The organism is Paraburkholderia sp. CHISQ3 (assembly GCF_030464945.1).
In the GTDB taxonomy this organism is placed as follows: Bacteria; Pseudomonadota; Gammaproteobacteria; order Burkholderiales; family Burkholderiaceae; genus Paraburkholderia; species Paraburkholderia megapolitana.
In genome coordinates this window covers 313,218-330,198 of sequence record NZ_JALPRG010000003.1, presented here as the reverse complement: position 1 = coordinate 330,198, position 16,981 = coordinate 313,218, and the positions used below count along the sequence as shown (strand labels likewise).

Here is a 16,981-nt window from a genome sequence, read left to right as displayed (position 1 = left end):
CACTCCTGGCCCATGCGATACTCGCTCGACCATCGTCAGCGGAATCCGGCTCATGCATAACCATCGCCCCGCCCTCACCGTTTTCACCGGCCGCACCGCCGATCGCAACGAGCGCGGCATGGCCGGCTCGCTCGTTGTCGGCCTTGCGCTCACACGACGGCTCGGACTCGAGCCGGCCCGCATCGGCGAACCGGAGGCAGCATTCCCCGGTGGATGGCGCGAGCAGTTGACCGCGGCTACGCCTTGGCTGCGGTGTCTGTCCGCCCACTACGACGCGTTGCTGAGAGACGGCAGCGCGCCTCTGCTAACCACGATGGGGCGCTGTGCCAGCGCGCTTGCAACGCTGCCGGTCGTCGCGCGCCACCGGCCGGATGCGGCGATCGTCTGGTTCGATGCACACGGCGACTGCAATACGCCGTCGACATCTTCGTCGGGCTATCTGGGCGGCCTGGTGCTCACCGGCGCGGCCGGCCGCTGGGACACCGACTGGAAAGACAATACCGGCCTGGGCGGCGACCTCGATCTGGCGAACGTGATCCTCGTCGGCGCCCGCGATCTCGATCCCGCCGAGCGCGCCCTGATCGACGCCGGCACGATCGCGCTGGTGCCCGTCGGCGACGGCCTGCCCGAACGCCTGCGCAGCGCAATCGCCGGTCGCGAGGTCTATGTGCATCTCGACTGCGATGTGCTCAATCCCGGCGTCGTGCCGACCGAGTACGCGGTCGACGACGGGCTGTCGCTGGACGACCTGTCCGCTGCGGCGCAGGTACTCGCGGACTGTGGGCTGATCGGGCTCGAAATCGCGGAATTCGAGGTCGCCTGGAGCGGCGCCTGGGCCGACCGGAAGCGGCTTGAGGGCAGCCCGGATACCTGCTCGCCGGACGCCCTGCTCGATGCGCTGGCGCCGCTGCTGGTGGCACCGGATCGGGCCTGACATCCGAACCCGACGCTGCGACCTGATGCCCGCCGCCGGAGCCCTCAAGCGACGCCGCCCGCCCGACACGCCCACTGTCACGTAGCCGCAACGTAGCGTCGGTATGTTCTGGCATCCCCACACACAACCGGGATGCCATGACAACCCCGTTGCAGGAACGAACGTCGTCGATAAGCACGACGTCGAAGGTGCTCGTCGCAAGCATCGTGCTGAATCTGCTGTTGATGGCGCTACAGGTAACGGTGGGCCTGTCCGCCCATTCGTCCGGGATGCTGGCGGATGCGTTGCACTCGTTCGTCGACATGCTCGCCGACGCGCTCGTCCTGCTCGCCTGCGCTCTCGACGCCCGCGCCGCGGCCGCCGATCCGACGCGCCGGCATCCGAAGTACGAACCGCTCGCGCTGCTTGCGCTCGGCGCGCTGCTTGGCGCAACGGGGCTCCAGATGGTGTGGCAATCGTGGGAGTCGGCGGTGCGCTCCGGTGTGAATCCCGACAGCCACTTCGATATCGTGACGCTCGGCGTCGCCGTACTCGCGCTCGCCAGCAAGGAAACGCTGTTCCGCTGGATGGCGCGCGAAGCAAAACGCAGCCGTTCGACCCTGCTGCTCGCCAACGCATGGCATGTGCGCGCCGATGCGCTGTCTTCGCTGGTCGTGACGGTGGCGATCGGCGGCAGTCTTGCGGGTCTTACGCGGCTCGACGACCTGGCCGCGGCACTGATCGGCCTGATGATCGTCAAGACGGGCTACGGCTTCGGATCGCGTGGGCTGCGGGATCTGAAACAACGTCGGCATACTGCGCAGCGCCCGGCCGCCACGACGCCCGCCCGTATGCACGTCGTACGCACTGACGCGCTGACGATGCCGCTCGACGCGCGCGTGCTGCCGTTGCAACCTTCGCACGACCGCACAGCCACCCGTCTCATCCCCGTCGATCAGGACGCACCGGTGCTGGAAAGTCGCAGCGCTGCGTGAGCGGTACGAGGCAGCGCACGGCATCGACGGCCCGTGCGACTCCGTCCCGCTGGTGAACCGCACACCCGCCGCTCTGACCGGCGTAGTGTCCAGAATGCCCGAAGGCCTTTCTCGCCCACAGGCGCCTAGATCAGCCGCTGCCCGCCATCGATATGCATCGTCTCGCCGGTCGTCAGCTCGCTCTCCATCAGATAGACATAGGCGGCAGCCACATCCGCGGGCGTCGCAATCCTGCCCGCCGGCAAGCGGGCGGCCATCTGCGCGAAGTAGCCCACCTTGGCCTCGCCGACCATGTCATCCCACATCGGCGTATCGACCCACCCCGGCGACACGACATTGACGCGCGTCGGCGCCAGTTCCAGCGCAAGCGCGTGGGCGAAATAGCCGAACGAACCTGCAATCGCCGCCACGACCGCGCCGCCAGGAACGGGCGGCCGATCCTTGTTGATGCCCGACGTGAAGGTCATCGAACCGCCCTTTCTGAGCGTGCGCGCAGCGTGTTTTGCAAGCGTCACAGCGCTGATCAGTTTGCTGTCGAAAAAGCGTCGCACGACATCGATGTCGATCCGCTCGATCGGATCGCCTGGGGGCGGCGTTCCCGCAGTCGACACGAGGTGATCGAACGGGCCGACGTCGTCGAAAGCGCGGGCGACGTCGTGCTCTTTCGTGATATCGACAGCCAGGCTTGTCACACGACGACCCTGGCCAAGCGAGCGCTGTGCGGCCTCCAGCTTCTCAGAAGATCGCCCGACGATTACGACGTCTGCACCATGCTGCAAAGCCGCGGCCGCAACACCAAGACCGATACCCGAACTACCCCCCACGACGACAATCTTTTGTCCCTTGAGCGATGCCATGTCAGTCTCCGTTTTCGATGGTGAGCGCGGGCGCGTTACGTACTGACGCACTCACGCATTGCCCGCATACGCAGCTTCAATATCGGCGACGATGATTCTGGACATCTTGTACATCGCGTACCGCACCCGGTCGGCCTTCTCGCGGTCCGGGTCGGCCAGAAGCCGCAGCATGATTTCCGGCACGACCTGCCAGTGGACGCCATACCGGTCCATCAGCCAGCCGCACTGCTTTTCGACGCCACCGCCTGCCGTCAGCGCGTGCCAGTAGTAATCGGTTTCGCCCTGGTCCTTCGTCTCGATGTAGAGCGAGACTCTTTCGTTGAACCGCGGCGCCGATCCCGCGTTGAGCGCAGTAAAACGCAATCCTTCGAGTTCGAAGCCATGAACGGCCATCGGCGCCGTCTTGTTGTTGCCGGAAACCTTGTCGCTGAACTCCACCGAGTCGAGCGCCTTGCTGTTCCTGAAGACCGACAGATAAAAATCGCGTGCATCTTGCGCATCGGTCTCGAACCAGAGAAATGGGTGAATGGTGGCCATGTCGTTCTCCTGAGTGGTAGCTATGAAGGACATTCTGGTCATCGGCGGGTTGACAGACAAACCATTCTTTGGCATCAATCTGTGACTAACACTCACTAATCGCCATGCCCCGCAAACTACCGCCACTCAATTCATTGCCGAGCTTTGAAGCGGCTGCCCGGCATCTGAGTTTCTCCAGAGCGGCGGAGGAACTCAACGTCACGCACGGCGCCATCAGCCGTGCCATCAAGCACCTCGAAGATCAGCTCGACGTCCAGTTGTTCGAGCGCGCGACGCGTTCGGTGCGCCTCACTGCTGTCGGCGAACCGTACGCGCGGGCGGTTCGCGAAGCGCTGGACCGGCTGTCGAGCGCGACCGCAACGGCCACGACGCGCCATTCGAACTCGACGTTGAACGTCAGCACCTCCGATGGCTTTGCCGGGAAATGGCTGGTACCGCGTCTCTATCGTTTTCATCGCGAGCACAGCGAGATCGACGTGCGGGTCTCGACGACCGGCCAGTTGAGCAGCTTTCTCGGTGACGGTATCGACATTGCGATCCGCTATGGCGGCGGGAATTACCCAGGGCTTACTGCGGAATTTCTCACTGAGGAAGAGGTATTTCCGGTGTGCAGTCCCAGACTCGTCGCAGGCAAGCGAGCATTGCGCAAGCCCGCGGACCTGAAACATCACACGCTGATCCACGACGCTTTTCCAATCGACTGGGCGACGTGGCTCGCCAGCGCGGGTGTGGAAGGCGTCGATCCGCAAAGCGGGATTACGTTCGACTCCGCGACGTTCGCCGTCGAGGCAGCGGTGCAAGGCGAAGGCGTCGTGCTCGGCCGGACCATGCTGGTGGCCGCCGACCTCGCTACCGGGCGACTGGTTCGACCGTTCGCACATGCATTGAAATCGACGTCGAGCTTTTACGTGGTCTACCCGCCGGGCGCCATCCGTCAACGCAAGGTCAAGGCGTTTCGCGACTGGCTGCTGGCGGAACTGGCGCCACCCGGCAATTAGTCGCGCAAGGGGAAAGTATCTTCAGAAGTCGTCGGGAAAGGCCAGCTCCCAGCTGACATCGGTCCCAACATTCACGCGCCGCCCCGCACCGCCGACCACAATCGCGTTCTGCCCGAACGTCAGGCCACCATCCACGCGCGGATTGGCGCGCCAGCCCATCATCGTATCGAGCGGCTCGGTCGGCCACTGCGGATCGGGGCGCCCCTCGAGTTGATCGACCGTCGTGATCGGACAACGCGCGCACGGTTTGACGAAGCGCAACACGATGGCGTCGTCCGCGCCGATCGACAGCGTCTCGACAAAGTCCTCTTCGAACGCGTCGACGCCGTTCAGTACGATGTTCGGCCGGAAACGGTTCATCGGTATTGAAGGGGCGCCTTTCGCGCGCAGACGCTGGTTCAGTTCGTCGAGCGAGGCTTCGGTCGTGACGAGTAACGGGAAGCCGTCGGCGAACTTCGTCGGCGCGTCGGTGCCTGTGGTCCACATCTTGTTCGCAAGCCGCGTCACCTCACGATCGAATCGCGCGAGCCGCACCGGCACACCGAGTACCTCCGAAAACCAGCGCGCCGCTCCATCGCCCTCATCGAGCGCCTCGAGGCTGTCACGCCAGATCGTCACGGGCACGCGTGTCGCGTCGCGCGGCGCCTCCAGAGGCAGGCGCAGCACGTCGGCCGCGCCCGGCGCCGACAGATCCAGCGAAGCGTGCGTGAATACCGGCCGGATCAGCGCCATCGCGGGGTACTCGCGTTGCGACACGAAGCGCCCGTTGCCGTCGACGACCATCCAGTGCCGGTCCCATTCGAGCCCGTGCGGCTCCAGCAGCGCATGGTCGAGCGCGATCGCGCCGCACGATTTCACGGGATAAATGAACAACGCACTGACGGATGGCATGGGTGGGAACCGGCACAGGGGAAATAAGGCGCGCGGGAAAGACGCGTTGGATGCGGCGGAGCGCAGCGCTCAGCGCCGCGATCGTGTGATTTTCGCCCGCCATTGCATCCGCTGCAAGGTGCGCGCGACGCCGTCAGCGAGTCGCATGAATAGCGTCCGAACCAGGCGGGCCGGCCCTCCGCCCCGTTTTTCGCTGTGACACAAGCCAGCCAGGTTGCACTGGCATTCTGCTCATACCTGTCTCACATACAAATGAGAATCATTTGCAATTGTGCGGAATTTGCTCCATGATTCGGCATGTCTCAAAACTCTCGATCCTTCCGTCCATGAACTCACCCCTGCCCGTTGAATCCGCCGAACGTAGCGCCCACGATGCCGCCCCGGACCGCGCGCACATCGTATTGCAGTCGCTGTTGTCGCGCCAGTCGTACTGGCCGCTGACCAGTCCCGGACCGAACGACGCCGAACTCGCCTCGATCTTCGATGTCGCGTTGCGCGCGCCGGATCACGGCAACCTGCGCCCGTGGCGCTTTGTCCTCGTGCGTGGCGCAGCGCGCGAAGCACTCGGTGAAGTGCTGGTCGACATCGCAAGCGCGCGTATGCCGGACGAGCCGCGCTCCGCTCATCAGCATCGCAGCAGGAAAGCGCAGGCGGCCCCGATCATCATCGCGATCGCCGCAGCGGTCGACGGCACTTCGACCGTCCCTGAAGTGGAACAACTGCTCTCCGTCGGCGCCGCCGCGATGAACATGCTGAACGCGATTCATGTGCTCGGTTACGGCGGCTTCTGGGCCACCGGCGTCGATTCGTACGATGTGCGCATGCATGACGCGCTCGGCTTCGAACCGTCGGAACAGTTGCTCGGCTTTCTGTTCATCGGTACGCCGGCATCGGCGCAACGCGATGCCGTTCGTCCCGAGCGCGCGGCCCACGTGCGCGAATGGACCGGTCCGTCGTCGCGTTAAGCATCCACGAGGTTGGAGGTCGCATGCACTTTCATAGCCCACCCGCGAGACAGCATTCGTTGCTCGACGACTCGCTCGCCGAACATCCCGACATCGCCGAGCAAACCGTGGTCAGCGCGGTACGCACCTGGCTGCGTCCGCAGTGCGACGCGGTACGCATGCGCAACAGTTGGCGCGAAGTCCTGTCGGAAGCCGGCATGACCGCCGACGGCCTGACCTACTTCGACATGCTGATGCGTGGCCTGATGCGCACGACGTGCCGCCGGCTCGACACACGCTGCCGCTGCGCCAGCGATCTCGCGAAGGACGAAGCCTCGCTGCTGCAAACCATCGCGCTGCTACAGAAAACCCATAGCCACGCCGCCATGCAGTTGCTGAACGACTGGCTGCCGCAGCCCGCCGTGAGCGGCATGCTGAAGATCGCGCGCTGGTTCGCGATTTCGCTGCTCGACGCGGGCATCGTGATCCGCGTGCGCGTGCGGCGCGTCACGTATATGCATTGAAAGGCAGCCGGATTTGCCACGAATCACTTTCGTCTCTGCCCGCACGCCGCACGGCAACCACGTTGCGCAAGCCGCACAGGGCACGAACGGCCGCCGCGAAACACCGCGTCACGCGATCTATCGCGTTCCGGACCTCGCGTTCCTGCCGCAACGGCTCGCGTGGCGCCGCCCGGAAGGCGACCCGTTGCCGCCCGCCGGCGAGTTGCTGCTCTGGCGCGTGCGTCCCGAATGGCAGGTCGTATCGAAAGAAGCGGCGTATATGCGGCTGTCGAAAGCCGAACTCGCGCGCGTGAAGAATCATCCGAACCCGGCGCTCGGCAAGCGCTTCGCGGTGGGCCGGGCGGTGCTGCGCGGCGTGCTCGCGCAGATGCTCGACTGTGCGCCGACCGACGTCGCGCTCACCGATAACCCGCTCGGCCAGCCGGTGCTCGCCGACATCCATCGTGCGGGCATCGAGGTACAGGTCGCCTATGCGGGGGTGTGGATCATGATCGGCATCAGCGCGAGCCCGTTTGGACTCGGCACCCGCCTGCCGCTGCCCACCGATGAAATCGACATCGACACCGGCAACGGCACGTTCACGGCAGCGCTCAAGGAACGTACGACGATCGCTCATTCGATCGCGCTGCGCAGCCACGTGCGCCACGCGAGCCTTCTTGCTGCCGCAGGCAAGCCGCTACTCGACGCCGATGCCAATGTGCTGCGTCAGGAGAGCGCGGCGTTCTTCGTCGATACCGGCGAGGCGGGCCGCTGGCACGTGCTCGATGTGCCGATGCCAGGTGCGATCTGCGCGGCCGTAGCGGCCGCGCAACCGGTCACGCGCGTGCATGCGTTCGGTTGGGCTGGGCCTGACGGCCGTGTAGACGATCGTTGATGGTCTAGCTGCTTGATGTCTGCTTATGCCCTTGCGGTACTGTCCTGAGCAAGTGCGTTCAGATCGGCGGGTTCGAGCACCGCGCTCGGTGCGCCATGTCGCGCGACCACAAGCATCGCGCGTCCCAGGCTTTCCGTGGTTTGCACATGCGCGGGAAAGAGCCGCCGCGCAGTAGACAGCAGCGGTGCCAGCAGCACATAGAACGTGTGATACAGCCGGGTCTTCGAACGCACGCCATGAAGCGGCTGAATCACACCGGGCCTGAACAGATACACCGCCTTGAACGGCAGCCGGCGCAACGCATTCTCAGTACGCCCTTTGACACGCGCCCACATCACGCGGCCCTGTTCGCTGCTGTCGGTACCGGTGCCGGACACGTAGACGAACGTCATCGACGGATTGAGGCGCGCGAGCACGCTGGCCGCGGCGAGTGTCAGGTCGTAGGTGACGCGCGAATAGTCGTCTTCCTTCATCCCCACCGACGAAACTCCGAGACAAAAGAAGCACGCGTCGTAGCCCGACAACTCGTCATCGAGGCCCGCGTACTGCGTGAGGTCGCTGCGCACCAGTTCGTGAAGACGCGGATCGAGTTGCCCGGTCGTTGCACGCCCGACGGTAAGCACATCCGTCACATCGGGATCGCGCAGACATTCGCGCAACACGCCCTGCCCGACCATTCCCGTCGCACCAAAAATCACTACCTTCACGTCGTTGCCTCCTCGGTCCATTGCACGCCGACCAATGGACCGGAAACGTCCCACAGGCGCGTGGCGAGCGACTTGTCGCGCGCCTTCTCGCCGACGATTGCGTCGCCGACCGGCCCCTTCAGCTCGAAGCGCCCCTGCGGCCCATAGTATCCCGCGGGCTTCGCATCGGGCGAGGTTGCGGCGAACAGCGTCGGCAGCGCGCCACCGGCTGCCGACTGCGCCACGTATGGCCCGAGCGCAGCCGACAGACGTTCGATCAGCGTACGTCGCCCGTTGCTTCCGAGCCCCGGACCCGCGCTTTGCAAACCGGTCAGCGCATAGCCCGGATGGCACGCGTTGCAGGTGAGCCCCCAGCCGTGCGTATCGCTGCGGCGTTGCAGTTCGAAGGCGAATAGCAACATCGCGAGTTTCGACTGCGCATACGCAGGCCACGGACGATAACTGCGCTCCCACTGCAGATCGTCGAAATGAATGTCCGCCTGGATTCGATGCGCTCCGCTGCTCACGTTGACGACCCGCACGTCGCGCCCCGCGCGCAACAACGGCAGCAAACGCGCGGTCAACGCGTAGTGGCCGAGATAGTTGGTGCCGAACTGCAATTCGAAACCATCCTGAGTGGTATGGCGCGTGGGCGGCATCATCACACCCGCGTTGTTCACGAGGAGATCCAGCGCTTGATGCCGGCTCGCAAAACCATCGACGAAGGCGCGAACCGATGCAAGGCTCGCGAGATCGAGGTGCGCATAGCGAATATTCGCGCCCGGATGAACTGTCCGGATGCGGTTGAGCGCGACGTCGCCTTTCGCATCGTTGCGGCCGGTGAGGACGACTTCCGCACCGGCCCCCGCCAGCGCGAGAGCGGCTTCGTACCCGATGCCGCCAGTTGCGCCAGTCACGAGCGCGAGCCGGCCGTCCTGGCGCGGAATATCCTGGGTGGTCCAGACCTTCGATACTTTGGGCATTGCGCACTCCTGCTGGGGTGAATCGGAGAAAACAAACTGATCATATTAATTGAGTGAATACACGCTCATTACGAAGCTAAAAAAAACGCATCACACACCGGCTACCGCGCTCCAGAACGCCTGGAATCCAGCGGCCTTATAGCGCTTTGCCTGCTTCGGTTCGCGTTCGATAAACTCCATCGTCGCTTCGGCAATCGCATTCATCATTGCCGCGACGAACAACGGCGACTGGTCCTTCAACGGACCGTTCGACGAGATCTGATGCACCATCGCGTTGATCTCGCCGAACGCGGCCATGCCGGCATCGCGGCTGTGTTCGGTGATGCGCCCGGAGATCGACAGCTGGCTCATCGCCTTGCGTTTGAACGGATACGCGACGCCCCAGTCGATATAGCGGTCCCACACGTGACGGCCGCGCTCAACAACCGATCCCGCCGCCGGATAGCCGCGCGTCATCTCGCCGCGCAGATCGTGCTTGAGATCCAGATACAGCTCGTTGAACAGCACGTCCTTGCTGTCGAAGTAGGTAAACAACGTCCCCTCCGCAACGCCCGCCCCTTTGGCGATCTTCGCCGTCGTGGCTTCGACGCCGAGCGTCGCGACGGCTTTGGTAGCCGCCGACAGGATGGCGTTGCGCTTGTCTTCGCTGCGAGGACGTGCCACGAATTGTTCCGTTAAATGAGTGAGCGCTCAATAATAGACGGAGTGCGTGTTTCCTGCAAGCGGGATCAGAACAGGCCCCACACGACCCGATAACGGACTCGTTTCTTGTAGCTGCGATACGCGTCGTCTTTCGACAGCAGCCGCTCCTCGCGCACGATCCGGATAACCTGCAATACCCAATGCAGCAAGATGATCAGCAGATTTTGCAGCCCGAAGGTGGGCAACAGAAAGCCGAGATCGCGGATGAAATATCCGGTGTATATCGGATGGCGTACGTAGCGATACGCACCGTCGGTCACGAGCCCGCGATGCGCCGGCAGCAGACCGAACGAGCGGCGCAGCGACAGCTTGGCGACGATCGTCAGGAGAAAACCGACGATCTGCAATCCTGCTGCGAATTTTTCGGAAACCAGATGTACGCCCGGAGCGAGATTGAAGGCCAGAAAATAGTAGGTCGCACAAAACGACGTCACCACACTCACCGGATGCCAGTCGCGTTCTGTCGGCACGCGCGAGCACAGTACGAACACCAGCGTCACTGCCTCGGCAATCGCAAAGAACAGCAACGCGATGCGCGTCGGATCGAGCAGGTAGCGATGCATGACGGAGATGAAGAACGGCAACAGCAGCGCCGCTGTACCAGCGCGCAGCAGGATCTCCGTGACGATCTGCCTCTGGGTCAGGCGCTTAGGTTGACTAACCGGAGCACTCTTTGCGTCGTTGCCCTCTTCGCTGCCGGTATCGCCGATACGAGTGCTCGCGTTTGCGGGCGATTCCGTATCGGGATTCGATGCAACAGGATCGACATTCATATTGATGCGTTTTGTCTGTTTGATGATGGATTTCCGCTTTGGCACAATCGGCGCCTGGCCAGGGTGCCGAATCACGGTATGTCTGCATGGTAGGTCGAAGCGTGGTGCCCGTATAGCAGTAAATCCGCCACGTTGCTATGCTTGACCCGATTCCCCTCCGAGGAGCGACCTTGGCCATTCACGACGTTCGCGACGCACTCGATCCGCCGAACGTACAGCGCGCCGCTCACGTCGTCGGCTCGCAGACAAGCCCCTGCGATGCGCTGGTCATCCGCACCCAGCCCCCTGCCGCGGGCCGGCCGTCGCGACACAAACGCCTCGCGCTCGCCGCGACGATCCTCGGATCGAGCATGGCGTTTATCGACGGTTCTGTGGTCAATGTCGCGCTATCGTCGATCCAGAACGAACTCGCGGCGAGCGTCGCCGCCATGCAGTGGGTCGTCAACGCGTACCTGCTGCTGCTCGGTTCGCTGGTGCTGGTGGGCGGCGCCGCCGGTGACCGGCTCGGCCGGCGCACGGTGTTCGTTGCCGGCATCGGGTTGTTTACACTTGCGTCGATTGCGTGCGGTTTCGCACCGGGCGTCGGTACGCTGATCGCTGCGCGCGCCGTGCAGGGCATCGGCGCGGCGCTGCTCGTGCCCAGCAGCCTCGCGATCATCGGCGCCGTGTTCGACGAGCACGAGCGCGGCCGGGCCATCGGCACATGGGCGGGCGTCGCTGCAATCACCGGTGCGTTCGGCCCGGTCATGGGCGGCTGGCTGGTCGATACGTGGTCGTGGCGCGCAATCTTCTTTCTCAACGTCCCGCTGGCGTGCGTAACGATCGCGCTGGCGTTTGCCTCGATACCAGACAGCCGCAGCCCCGATGCGCAAGGCAGACTCGACTGGCCGGGCGCACTGGCCGCTGCCGCGGGCCTCGGCGCACTCACCTACGGTCTGACGGCGGCTCCGGTGCATGGCTTCGCAGCGCCGGTCGTGCTCGGTCCGGTTGCAGCCGGCATCGTGCTGCTGGTGGTGTTTCTGATCATCGAACGCACAAGCGCGCAACCGATGATGCCGCTCGACGTATTCCGTTCGCGCGACTTCGTCGGTACGAACCTCGTCACGCTGCTGCTGTATTTCGGCGTGGGCGGAGCGATGTTCTTCCTGCCATACGCGCTGATCCGCGCACACGGTTACACGGCCACCGAAGCAGGCGCCGCGCTGTTGCCGGCGCCGCTCGTCATCGGTCTGCTGTCGCGCTTCACCGGCAGCCTGATGGCACGTTGCGGCGCGCGTGCGCTGCTCACGGTGGGACCGGTCGTTGCGGGCATCGGATTCGCGATGCTCGCGCTGCCGGGCGGCAACTACTGGAACGTCTTCTTTCCGGCACTCGTCGTACTCGGGCTCGGCATGACGATCACCGTCGCGCCGCTCACCACTACGGTGATGGCCGCCGTGTCACCCGAACGCACGGGCGTTGCATCGGGGATCAACAATGCGGTTGCGCGTGTCGCGAGCCTGCTGGCGATCGCCGTGCTCGGCATCGTCTTCGTGTGGTCGCACGATGCGGCGTTGTCGGCGCGGCTCGACCGGCTGGATCTGTCGCCGACTGTGCGCCAGTCGCTGCGCACACTCGAACCCGGAGCGAACGCGAATGCCCAGGTCGCCGCAGACCTTGCGAGGCCGGTTGCCGCCGCCCAGGCCGAGGCGATCGACCGCGCGCTCGCCGCCGTGGCACTGGTCTGCGCCGCCTGCGCGCTGGCCGCCGCCGTGTGCGCCGCGGTGACCATCAAACGTACGCGCCGCTGAGTCCGCAGGAACTTGTACTGCCGGGCGTGGGTCGGTTGCTTATCATCCTGTGCAAGGCGGCACGAATCGTGCGGTACCGTGTCCGCTTCCACTCATGTCGTTCTGTTCGTCAACCATGCGTAAACTCCTGATCAGCTCGTTTCTTCTTCTGTTCGCACTTGTGGTACTGCCAGGGTTCGTTGCACCCACCGAGGCCGCCACCGCACCCGCCGCGGCATCGACTCCGCTCGTCGCGCTGACGCCGGATCAGGCGCGTCAGGCGCTCGAAGTGCTGAACAATCCGACGCGTCGTGCACAGATCGAAGACACGTTGCGGGCGATCGCCGCTGCCGGTGCGCTCAGCGCGCCCGCTCCGACAACGGCAACAGCAACGGCGGCGAGTGGAGCGGCGGCAGCAAGCCCGGCAAGCGGCGCATCGGCGGTGTCCGCGCTGCAGACCAACGGTCTCGCCTCGCAACTCGCCCGCCAGGGTGCGCGCTGGAGCCTGCACGTGATCACGGTGCTGCGCAGTTCGCTGGCGGCGCTGCTCGACGTGTCGTCGCTGCGTGCGTGGTGGAGCGACGAACTGACGAACCCGCAGCATCGCGCGATACTCGGTCGCGTGCTCGGCACCTTGCTCGCTGCGCTGCTGCCGGCGCTGGTGCTCGAATGGCTGGCGCGCCGTCTGCTGCGGCGCGCCAGCAGCGCACTCGCTGCGCGCCAGCGCGATGCATTGGATCTGCCGGCTTCGGCCTCGGCTCCAAACGCACCTGCGCCCTCAAGCAATACACCCGCCGCTGCCAATCCGATCGCCCCATTACGCGAAGCACATGGCGAACAACATGTCGCACTCCACTGGTCGCTGTTGCGCCGCCTGCCCCACGCGGTATTGCGGCTGATCGTCAAGGCGTTACCGCTTGTCGTCTTCGTCGCCGCCGCGAGCGCAACGATGTCGCTACTGACCGACGACGGCACACCGCAAGACGAAGCAATCGGCGCACTGATCGACATCTATGTGATCTGCCGCGTGGTCGTCATCGCGGCCGGCTTCTTCACGCAACCGGATGCACCCGGTCTGCGCCTGCTACGACTCGGCGATACCTGGGCTGCGTGGCTGCAACGCTGGATCGTACGCAGCGTCACGCTGATCGGCGCCGGCTCGGCCATCGTCGAAACGGCGGCGGCACTCGGCCTGAACGACACCGCGCACGTTGCGCTGACCAAAGCGGTCGCCCTGATCGGCCACGTACTGCTCTCCCTGATGATCCTGCAATGCCGCCAACCCGTCGCCGCATGGATTCGCGCCCACACGTCGGGCAACCGTCCGACGTCGCTGGTCGGCAACGGCCTCGCCGACGCATGGGCCGCGATCGCCATCTTCCTCGTGATGGCGCTCTGGTTCGTCTGGGCACTCGATGTGGAAAACGGCTATCACGCGCTGCTGCACGTGGGCGGCATCACGATCGCGATTCTGGTCGGCGCGCGGGTTGCTTCGATCGTGCTGCTCGGCGCGCTCGCGCGGTTCTTTCATGTGGAAGGCGACGCACAGCTGTCGCTGGTGCATCAGCATGCGTACCGCTACTACCCGTTACTGCGTCGAACCCTCTCCGTGCTGATCGTCATCTGCACGGTGTTTTTGCTGCTGCTTGCGTGGGGCGTCGATCTGCGGCAGCTCTTTAGCAGCGGTTCGATCGGCCATCGGCTCGCGTCCGCGCTCGTGACGATCGCCGTCGCGGCAGCCGTTGCGCTGTTCGTCTGGGAAGCGGTCAACGTGGCGGTGGAGCGCCGCCTCGACCAGTGGACCGCGCGCGGCGACATCGCGCGGGCCGCACGCCTGCGCACGCTGCTACCGATGCTGCGCGCCACGCTCTTCGTCGTGATCGCGCTAGTGGTCGTGCTGACGGGGTTGAGTCAACTCGGCGTGAATACCGCGCCGCTGCTCGCCGGCGCGAGCATCTTCGGCGTTGCACTCGGCTTCGGCTCGCAGAAGCTCGTGCAGGATTTCATCACCGGTATCTTTCTGCTCATGGAAAACGCGATGCAGGTCGGCGACTCGGTCACCGTGGCGAGCGTGTCCGGCACCGTCGAGTATCTGTCGATCCGCACCGTGCGACTGCGCGCCAGCGACGGTTCGTTGTTTACCGTGCCGTTCAGTTCGGTCACGACGGTGAACAACACGAATCGCGGGCTCGGCAATGCGGCCGTCAAGGTGAGCATCGCGTACGGGCAGGATATCGATCTCGCCGTCGCGACGCTCAAGGAAATCGGCACATCGCTGCGTAACGACGATGCGTTCAAGGCCGGCATCCTGTCCGATTTCAGCTACTGGGGCATCGATCAGGTGGACGGCGCGGCAATGGTCCTGTCGGGCCAGGTGCAATGCCGCGATACCGCGCGCTGGGGGGTGCAGCGCGAATTCAACCGGAGGATCGCCGAGCAGTTTCTCGCGCGCGGTATTCAGATCGCGAATCCGCAGCGTAGTGTGTGGGTGCGCGACGGGAGCGACGGGAGCGACGGGAGCGACGGGAGCGACAGGAGCGATGCGACGGCGCCGCAGACCGGTGCGCCCCGCGCAGGTTCGTAGCCGGTAAACCAGCCTCCAGGTCCAGCCGCTATCCAGCCACGAGCAACACGAACAGCGCGTTGTTCATGGCATGTAGCAGGATCGGCATCGCCAGACCCCGGGTCTTCTTCGCCATCCAGCCCGCGACGAGTGCCAGCAAGAAGTAGAAGACCATCCGCGGCGGGTCACGGTGCATGCCCGAGAACACGACGGCCTGCAAGACGTTCGCCCAGCCGAAGCTCAGATGACGCGAAAGACCGCCCAGCAGACAGCCGCGAAACACAAACTCCTCGAGAACGGGAACCAGCCCCGCGAGCAACAGCAGCACGAGCGGCAACCCGCCCATCGAGCGCGCCCCCGCGATGAGCGCGGCGAGCCACGGCGCGAGTGCCGTCGCGTGCGCGTCAGGCAGCCCATGCCGATGCTTCACATATTCGAACCACACGTAGCCGAGGCAACAGAACGGCAACAGCAACCAGCCCGCTTTCCAGTTGTGGCTACCGAGCCATTCGCGCCACGACAGACGCCTCGCAAGCCACCCGAGGCACAGCGTAGCGATCGCGATCATCCAGAACTCCGAAATCGCGACCTCGCGTTGCCAGTCGAGCGACGATTGCGAACCGGTACTGAGCAACTCGCCCATGGAGCCGGAACGGAACGCAGGAACCATGAACAGCGCCACGATAAACACCGCGAACGCGTACCACGCATGGCGCAATCCGATGCGCTCGAACAGCGGTGTAAACGGTTTGCCGAGACGGGCGCGAACCGTGCCGCGATAGTGGACCGGGAACAGCAGTAGCCCGGGAGACAGCGCGAACGTCAGCAGATACACACTCAGCATGCCGGCGAGCAACGCAAGGCCTGGCGCAGCAATGGCCCTGGCGGGATCGAGTGCAAGCAGACGTGCATACCCATACGCGAGCGGCGTGGCGCTACTGGACTGCTTCACCCAGTCGCTCAGCACCTGCGCCGCCGCAGTCGTATTGCGGGCTTCGAACGCTAGATCGAGGCGAAACTGCCGCTTCTGCGGGGTCTCGTTGGCAGCCGGCGGCGGATCGGCAGCGAGCGCCGCCTGGGCAGCGGCCAGATCACCGGCCTGACGCAACGCACGTGCCGCCGTGTAGCCATCGATCTTCAGTCCGGCCCGCTGCGCGCGGCGCAGTTCGTCGCGTGCAGCCGGTGCAGGCAGCACGTCGACCGCAACGATGATCCTGCCGCTCTCCTGCCACTGAAACTTCGGCAGCGGCGCGGCCGTCAGCAACTTGACCGCCTCCGGCGCGCGTCCGTCTTTCGCGAGGTAGCGGATCGCCGCGACGAGTTGCGCGCTGGCCGGATCGAGTTGTACGGCGAGGAGCGCCTGCTCGCCGGCGCGATGGTCATCGTGCTGCATCGCGTACGCACGCGACAGCAGCGTATGCAACTGGGCGCGCTGCGCCGGCGTCCAGTTCGCGGAACGTGCCAGCAGCGGTTCGCCATAGTCGATTGCAGCCTTGCCATAGCGTTGCTCGAGCTGCAGCAGCGCGGCATCGGGGTCCGCCGCAAAGTGTTTCGCGAGCAGTGTCTTGCAATCATCGAGATCCTTCGCCGCAGCGTCGGCCCAGCTCAGGTCTTCCGACCACGCAAAGTTCTGGATGTAGCGGCACTCGGCAACCGCGAGTGCGGCATCGCCGGGATTGGCCCGCAGTGCGTCGCGGTAGGCGGACAACACCTCGTTGTAGGCACTCTGCTGGCGATTCGAGACGAGTGCCGCGGCGCGCTCGGGCGCGTGCAGGACATCGGTCGATAAGGGAGTGACGGTCGGCGCAGCGATGCTGGCCATAGCAGCCGTGCTGGTCGCAACGGCGAAAATGAACGCGAAGATCCCGTGTGGCATTGGTCTGTTTTGTTGTGTGTTCTCAGGTTCCGGCTGGCCGGCCGGACAGGTCTGCCAGGCGGTTTGCGTTCGGACTAGCGCCCGCTGCTACCGTAC

Annotated in this window: 16 protein-coding genes; 8 read left to right on the top strand and 8 right to left on the bottom strand. The window is 64.8% G+C overall.

Going from position 1 to position 16,981, the window contains the following annotated elements; genetic code table 11:
- Positions 1–52 precede the first annotated feature (52 nt).
- Together M0D65_RS08505 and M0D65_RS08500 are read left to right on the top strand one after the other, a co-directional pair.
- Positions 53–934, top strand: a complete 882-nt coding sequence (locus M0D65_RS08505; protein WP_266252261.1) for an arginase family protein — start codon at positions 53–55, stop codon at positions 932–934.
- Positions 935–1,071: 137 nt separating this feature from the next.
- Positions 1,072–1,908 carry a cation diffusion facilitator family transporter gene (locus tag M0D65_RS08500; protein WP_266252260.1) on the top strand — a complete coding sequence of 279 codons (837 nt, stop codon included), beginning with the start codon at positions 1,072–1,074 and terminating at the stop codon, positions 1,906–1,908.
- Between the two features lie 125 nt (positions 1,909–2,033).
- Here the strand turns inward: M0D65_RS08500 and M0D65_RS08495 are convergent, their stop codons facing one another.
- Complete coding sequence (locus M0D65_RS08495) at positions 2,034–2,765, bottom strand: SDR family oxidoreductase (RefSeq protein ID WP_266252259.1); 732 nt, start codon at positions 2,763–2,765, stop codon at positions 2,034–2,036.
- 51 nt (positions 2,766–2,816) lie between these two features.
- Positions 2,817–3,302 (bottom strand): VOC family protein, encoded by a 486-nt coding sequence (locus M0D65_RS08490; protein ID WP_266252258.1) that lies wholly within the window; start codon positions 3,300–3,302, stop codon positions 2,817–2,819.
- A 104-nt stretch (positions 3,303–3,406) separates the two neighbouring features.
- On the opposite strand from M0D65_RS08490, the gene M0D65_RS08485 reads away from it, so the two are divergent.
- Positions 3,407–4,300 carry a transcriptional regulator GcvA gene (locus M0D65_RS08485; protein ID WP_266252257.1) on the top strand — a complete coding sequence of 298 codons (894 nt, stop codon included), beginning with the start codon at positions 3,407–3,409 and terminating at the stop codon, positions 4,298–4,300.
- Between the two features lie 21 nt (positions 4,301–4,321).
- Here the strand turns inward: M0D65_RS08485 and M0D65_RS08480 are convergent, their stop codons facing one another.
- Positions 4,322–5,191: an MOSC domain-containing protein gene (locus M0D65_RS08480; RefSeq protein WP_266252256.1), complete on the bottom strand. Its 870-nt coding sequence runs from the start codon at positions 5,189–5,191 to the stop codon at positions 4,322–4,324.
- Positions 5,192–5,517: 326 nt separating this feature from the next.
- On the opposite strand from M0D65_RS08480, the gene M0D65_RS08475 reads away from it, so the two are divergent.
- From M0D65_RS08475 to M0D65_RS08465, 3 genes are read left to right on the top strand one after another with little or no spacing between them, the layout of a single operon-like run.
- Positions 5,518–6,156 carry a nitroreductase gene (locus tag M0D65_RS08475; RefSeq protein ID WP_266252255.1) on the top strand — a complete coding sequence of 213 codons (639 nt, stop codon included), beginning with the start codon at positions 5,518–5,520 and terminating at the stop codon, positions 6,154–6,156.
- Between the two features lie 23 nt (positions 6,157–6,179).
- Entirely contained in the window at positions 6,180–6,659 is a 480-nt protein-coding gene (locus M0D65_RS08470) for a hypothetical protein (protein WP_091006895.1), read from the top strand.
- Between the two features lie 13 nt (positions 6,660–6,672).
- Positions 6,673–7,533 (top strand): 4'-phosphopantetheinyl transferase superfamily protein, encoded by an 861-nt coding sequence (locus tag M0D65_RS08465; protein ID WP_266252254.1) that lies wholly within the window; start codon positions 6,673–6,675, stop codon positions 7,531–7,533.
- A gap of 23 nt (positions 7,534–7,556) precedes the next feature.
- Here M0D65_RS08465 and M0D65_RS08460 read toward each other — a convergent pair whose 3' ends face one another.
- From M0D65_RS08460 to M0D65_RS08445, 4 genes are all read right to left on the bottom strand, one after another.
- On the bottom strand, positions 7,557–8,240 hold the full coding sequence (locus M0D65_RS08460) for an NAD-dependent epimerase/dehydratase family protein (RefSeq protein WP_266252253.1): 684 nt from the start codon (positions 8,238–8,240) through the stop codon (positions 7,557–7,559).
- Positions 8,237–9,202, bottom strand: coding sequence for an SDR family oxidoreductase (locus M0D65_RS08455; RefSeq protein ID WP_266252252.1), 966 nt, complete (start codon positions 9,200–9,202; stop codon positions 8,237–8,239). The genes M0D65_RS08460 and M0D65_RS08455 overlap by 4 nt, the downstream gene beginning before the upstream one ends.
- Before the next feature lie 90 nt (positions 9,203–9,292).
- Positions 9,293–9,865 carry a TetR/AcrR family transcriptional regulator gene (locus M0D65_RS08450; protein WP_266252251.1) on the bottom strand — a complete coding sequence of 191 codons (573 nt, stop codon included), beginning with the start codon at positions 9,863–9,865 and terminating at the stop codon, positions 9,293–9,295.
- A 65-nt stretch (positions 9,866–9,930) separates the two neighbouring features.
- Positions 9,931–10,677 (bottom strand): isoprenylcysteine carboxylmethyltransferase family protein, encoded by a 747-nt coding sequence (locus M0D65_RS08445; protein ID WP_266252250.1) that lies wholly within the window; start codon positions 10,675–10,677, stop codon positions 9,931–9,933.
- A 170-nt stretch (positions 10,678–10,847) separates the two neighbouring features.
- On the opposite strand from M0D65_RS08445, the gene M0D65_RS08440 reads away from it, so the two are divergent.
- Positions 10,848–12,467: an MFS transporter gene (locus M0D65_RS08440; RefSeq protein ID WP_266252249.1), complete on the top strand. Its 1,620-nt coding sequence runs from the start codon at positions 10,848–10,850 to the stop codon at positions 12,465–12,467.
- 115 nt (positions 12,468–12,582) lie between these two features.
- Entirely contained in the window at positions 12,583–15,030 is a 2,448-nt protein-coding gene (locus tag M0D65_RS08435) for a mechanosensitive ion channel family protein (RefSeq protein ID WP_266252248.1), read from the top strand.
- Positions 15,031–15,058: 28 nt separating this feature from the next.
- On the opposite strand, the gene M0D65_RS08430 is transcribed toward M0D65_RS08435, so the two are convergent.
- Positions 15,059–16,831, bottom strand: a complete 1,773-nt coding sequence (locus tag M0D65_RS08430; protein WP_266252247.1) for a CPBP family intramembrane glutamic endopeptidase — start codon at positions 16,829–16,831, stop codon at positions 15,059–15,061.
- Between the last annotated feature and the right edge of the window lie 150 nt (positions 16,832–16,981).

Coding starts and splice junctions, on each gene's coding strand:
- M0D65_RS08430 (WP_266252247.1), bottom strand. CDS start 16,831: ATGGCCAGCATCGCTGCGCCGACCGTCACTCCCTTATCGACCGATGTC.
- M0D65_RS08445 (WP_266252250.1), bottom strand. CDS start 10,677: ATGAATGTCGATCCTGTTGCATCGAATCCCGATACGGAATCGCCCGCA.
- M0D65_RS08435 (WP_266252248.1), top strand. CDS start 12,583: ATGCGTAAACTCCTGATCAGCTCGTTTCTTCTTCTGTTCGCACTTGTG.
- M0D65_RS08505 (WP_266252261.1), top strand. CDS start 53: ATGCATAACCATCGCCCCGCCCTCACCGTTTTCACCGGCCGCACCGCC.
- M0D65_RS08485 (WP_266252257.1), top strand. CDS start 3,407: ATGCCCCGCAAACTACCGCCACTCAATTCATTGCCGAGCTTTGAAGCG.
- M0D65_RS08500 (WP_266252260.1), top strand. CDS start 1,072: ATGACAACCCCGTTGCAGGAACGAACGTCGTCGATAAGCACGACGTCG.
- M0D65_RS08470 (WP_091006895.1), top strand. CDS start 6,180: ATGCACTTTCATAGCCCACCCGCGAGACAGCATTCGTTGCTCGACGAC.
- M0D65_RS08480 (WP_266252256.1), bottom strand. CDS start 5,191: ATGCCATCCGTCAGTGCGTTGTTCATTTATCCCGTGAAATCGTGCGGC.
- M0D65_RS08475 (WP_266252255.1), top strand. CDS start 5,518: ATGAACTCACCCCTGCCCGTTGAATCCGCCGAACGTAGCGCCCACGAT.
- M0D65_RS08455 (WP_266252252.1), bottom strand. CDS start 9,202: ATGCCCAAAGTATCGAAGGTCTGGACCACCCAGGATATTCCGCGCCAG.
- M0D65_RS08495 (WP_266252259.1), bottom strand. CDS start 2,765: ATGGCATCGCTCAAGGGACAAAAGATTGTCGTCGTGGGGGGTAGTTCG.
- M0D65_RS08490 (WP_266252258.1), bottom strand. CDS start 3,302: ATGGCCACCATTCACCCATTTCTCTGGTTCGAGACCGATGCGCAAGAT.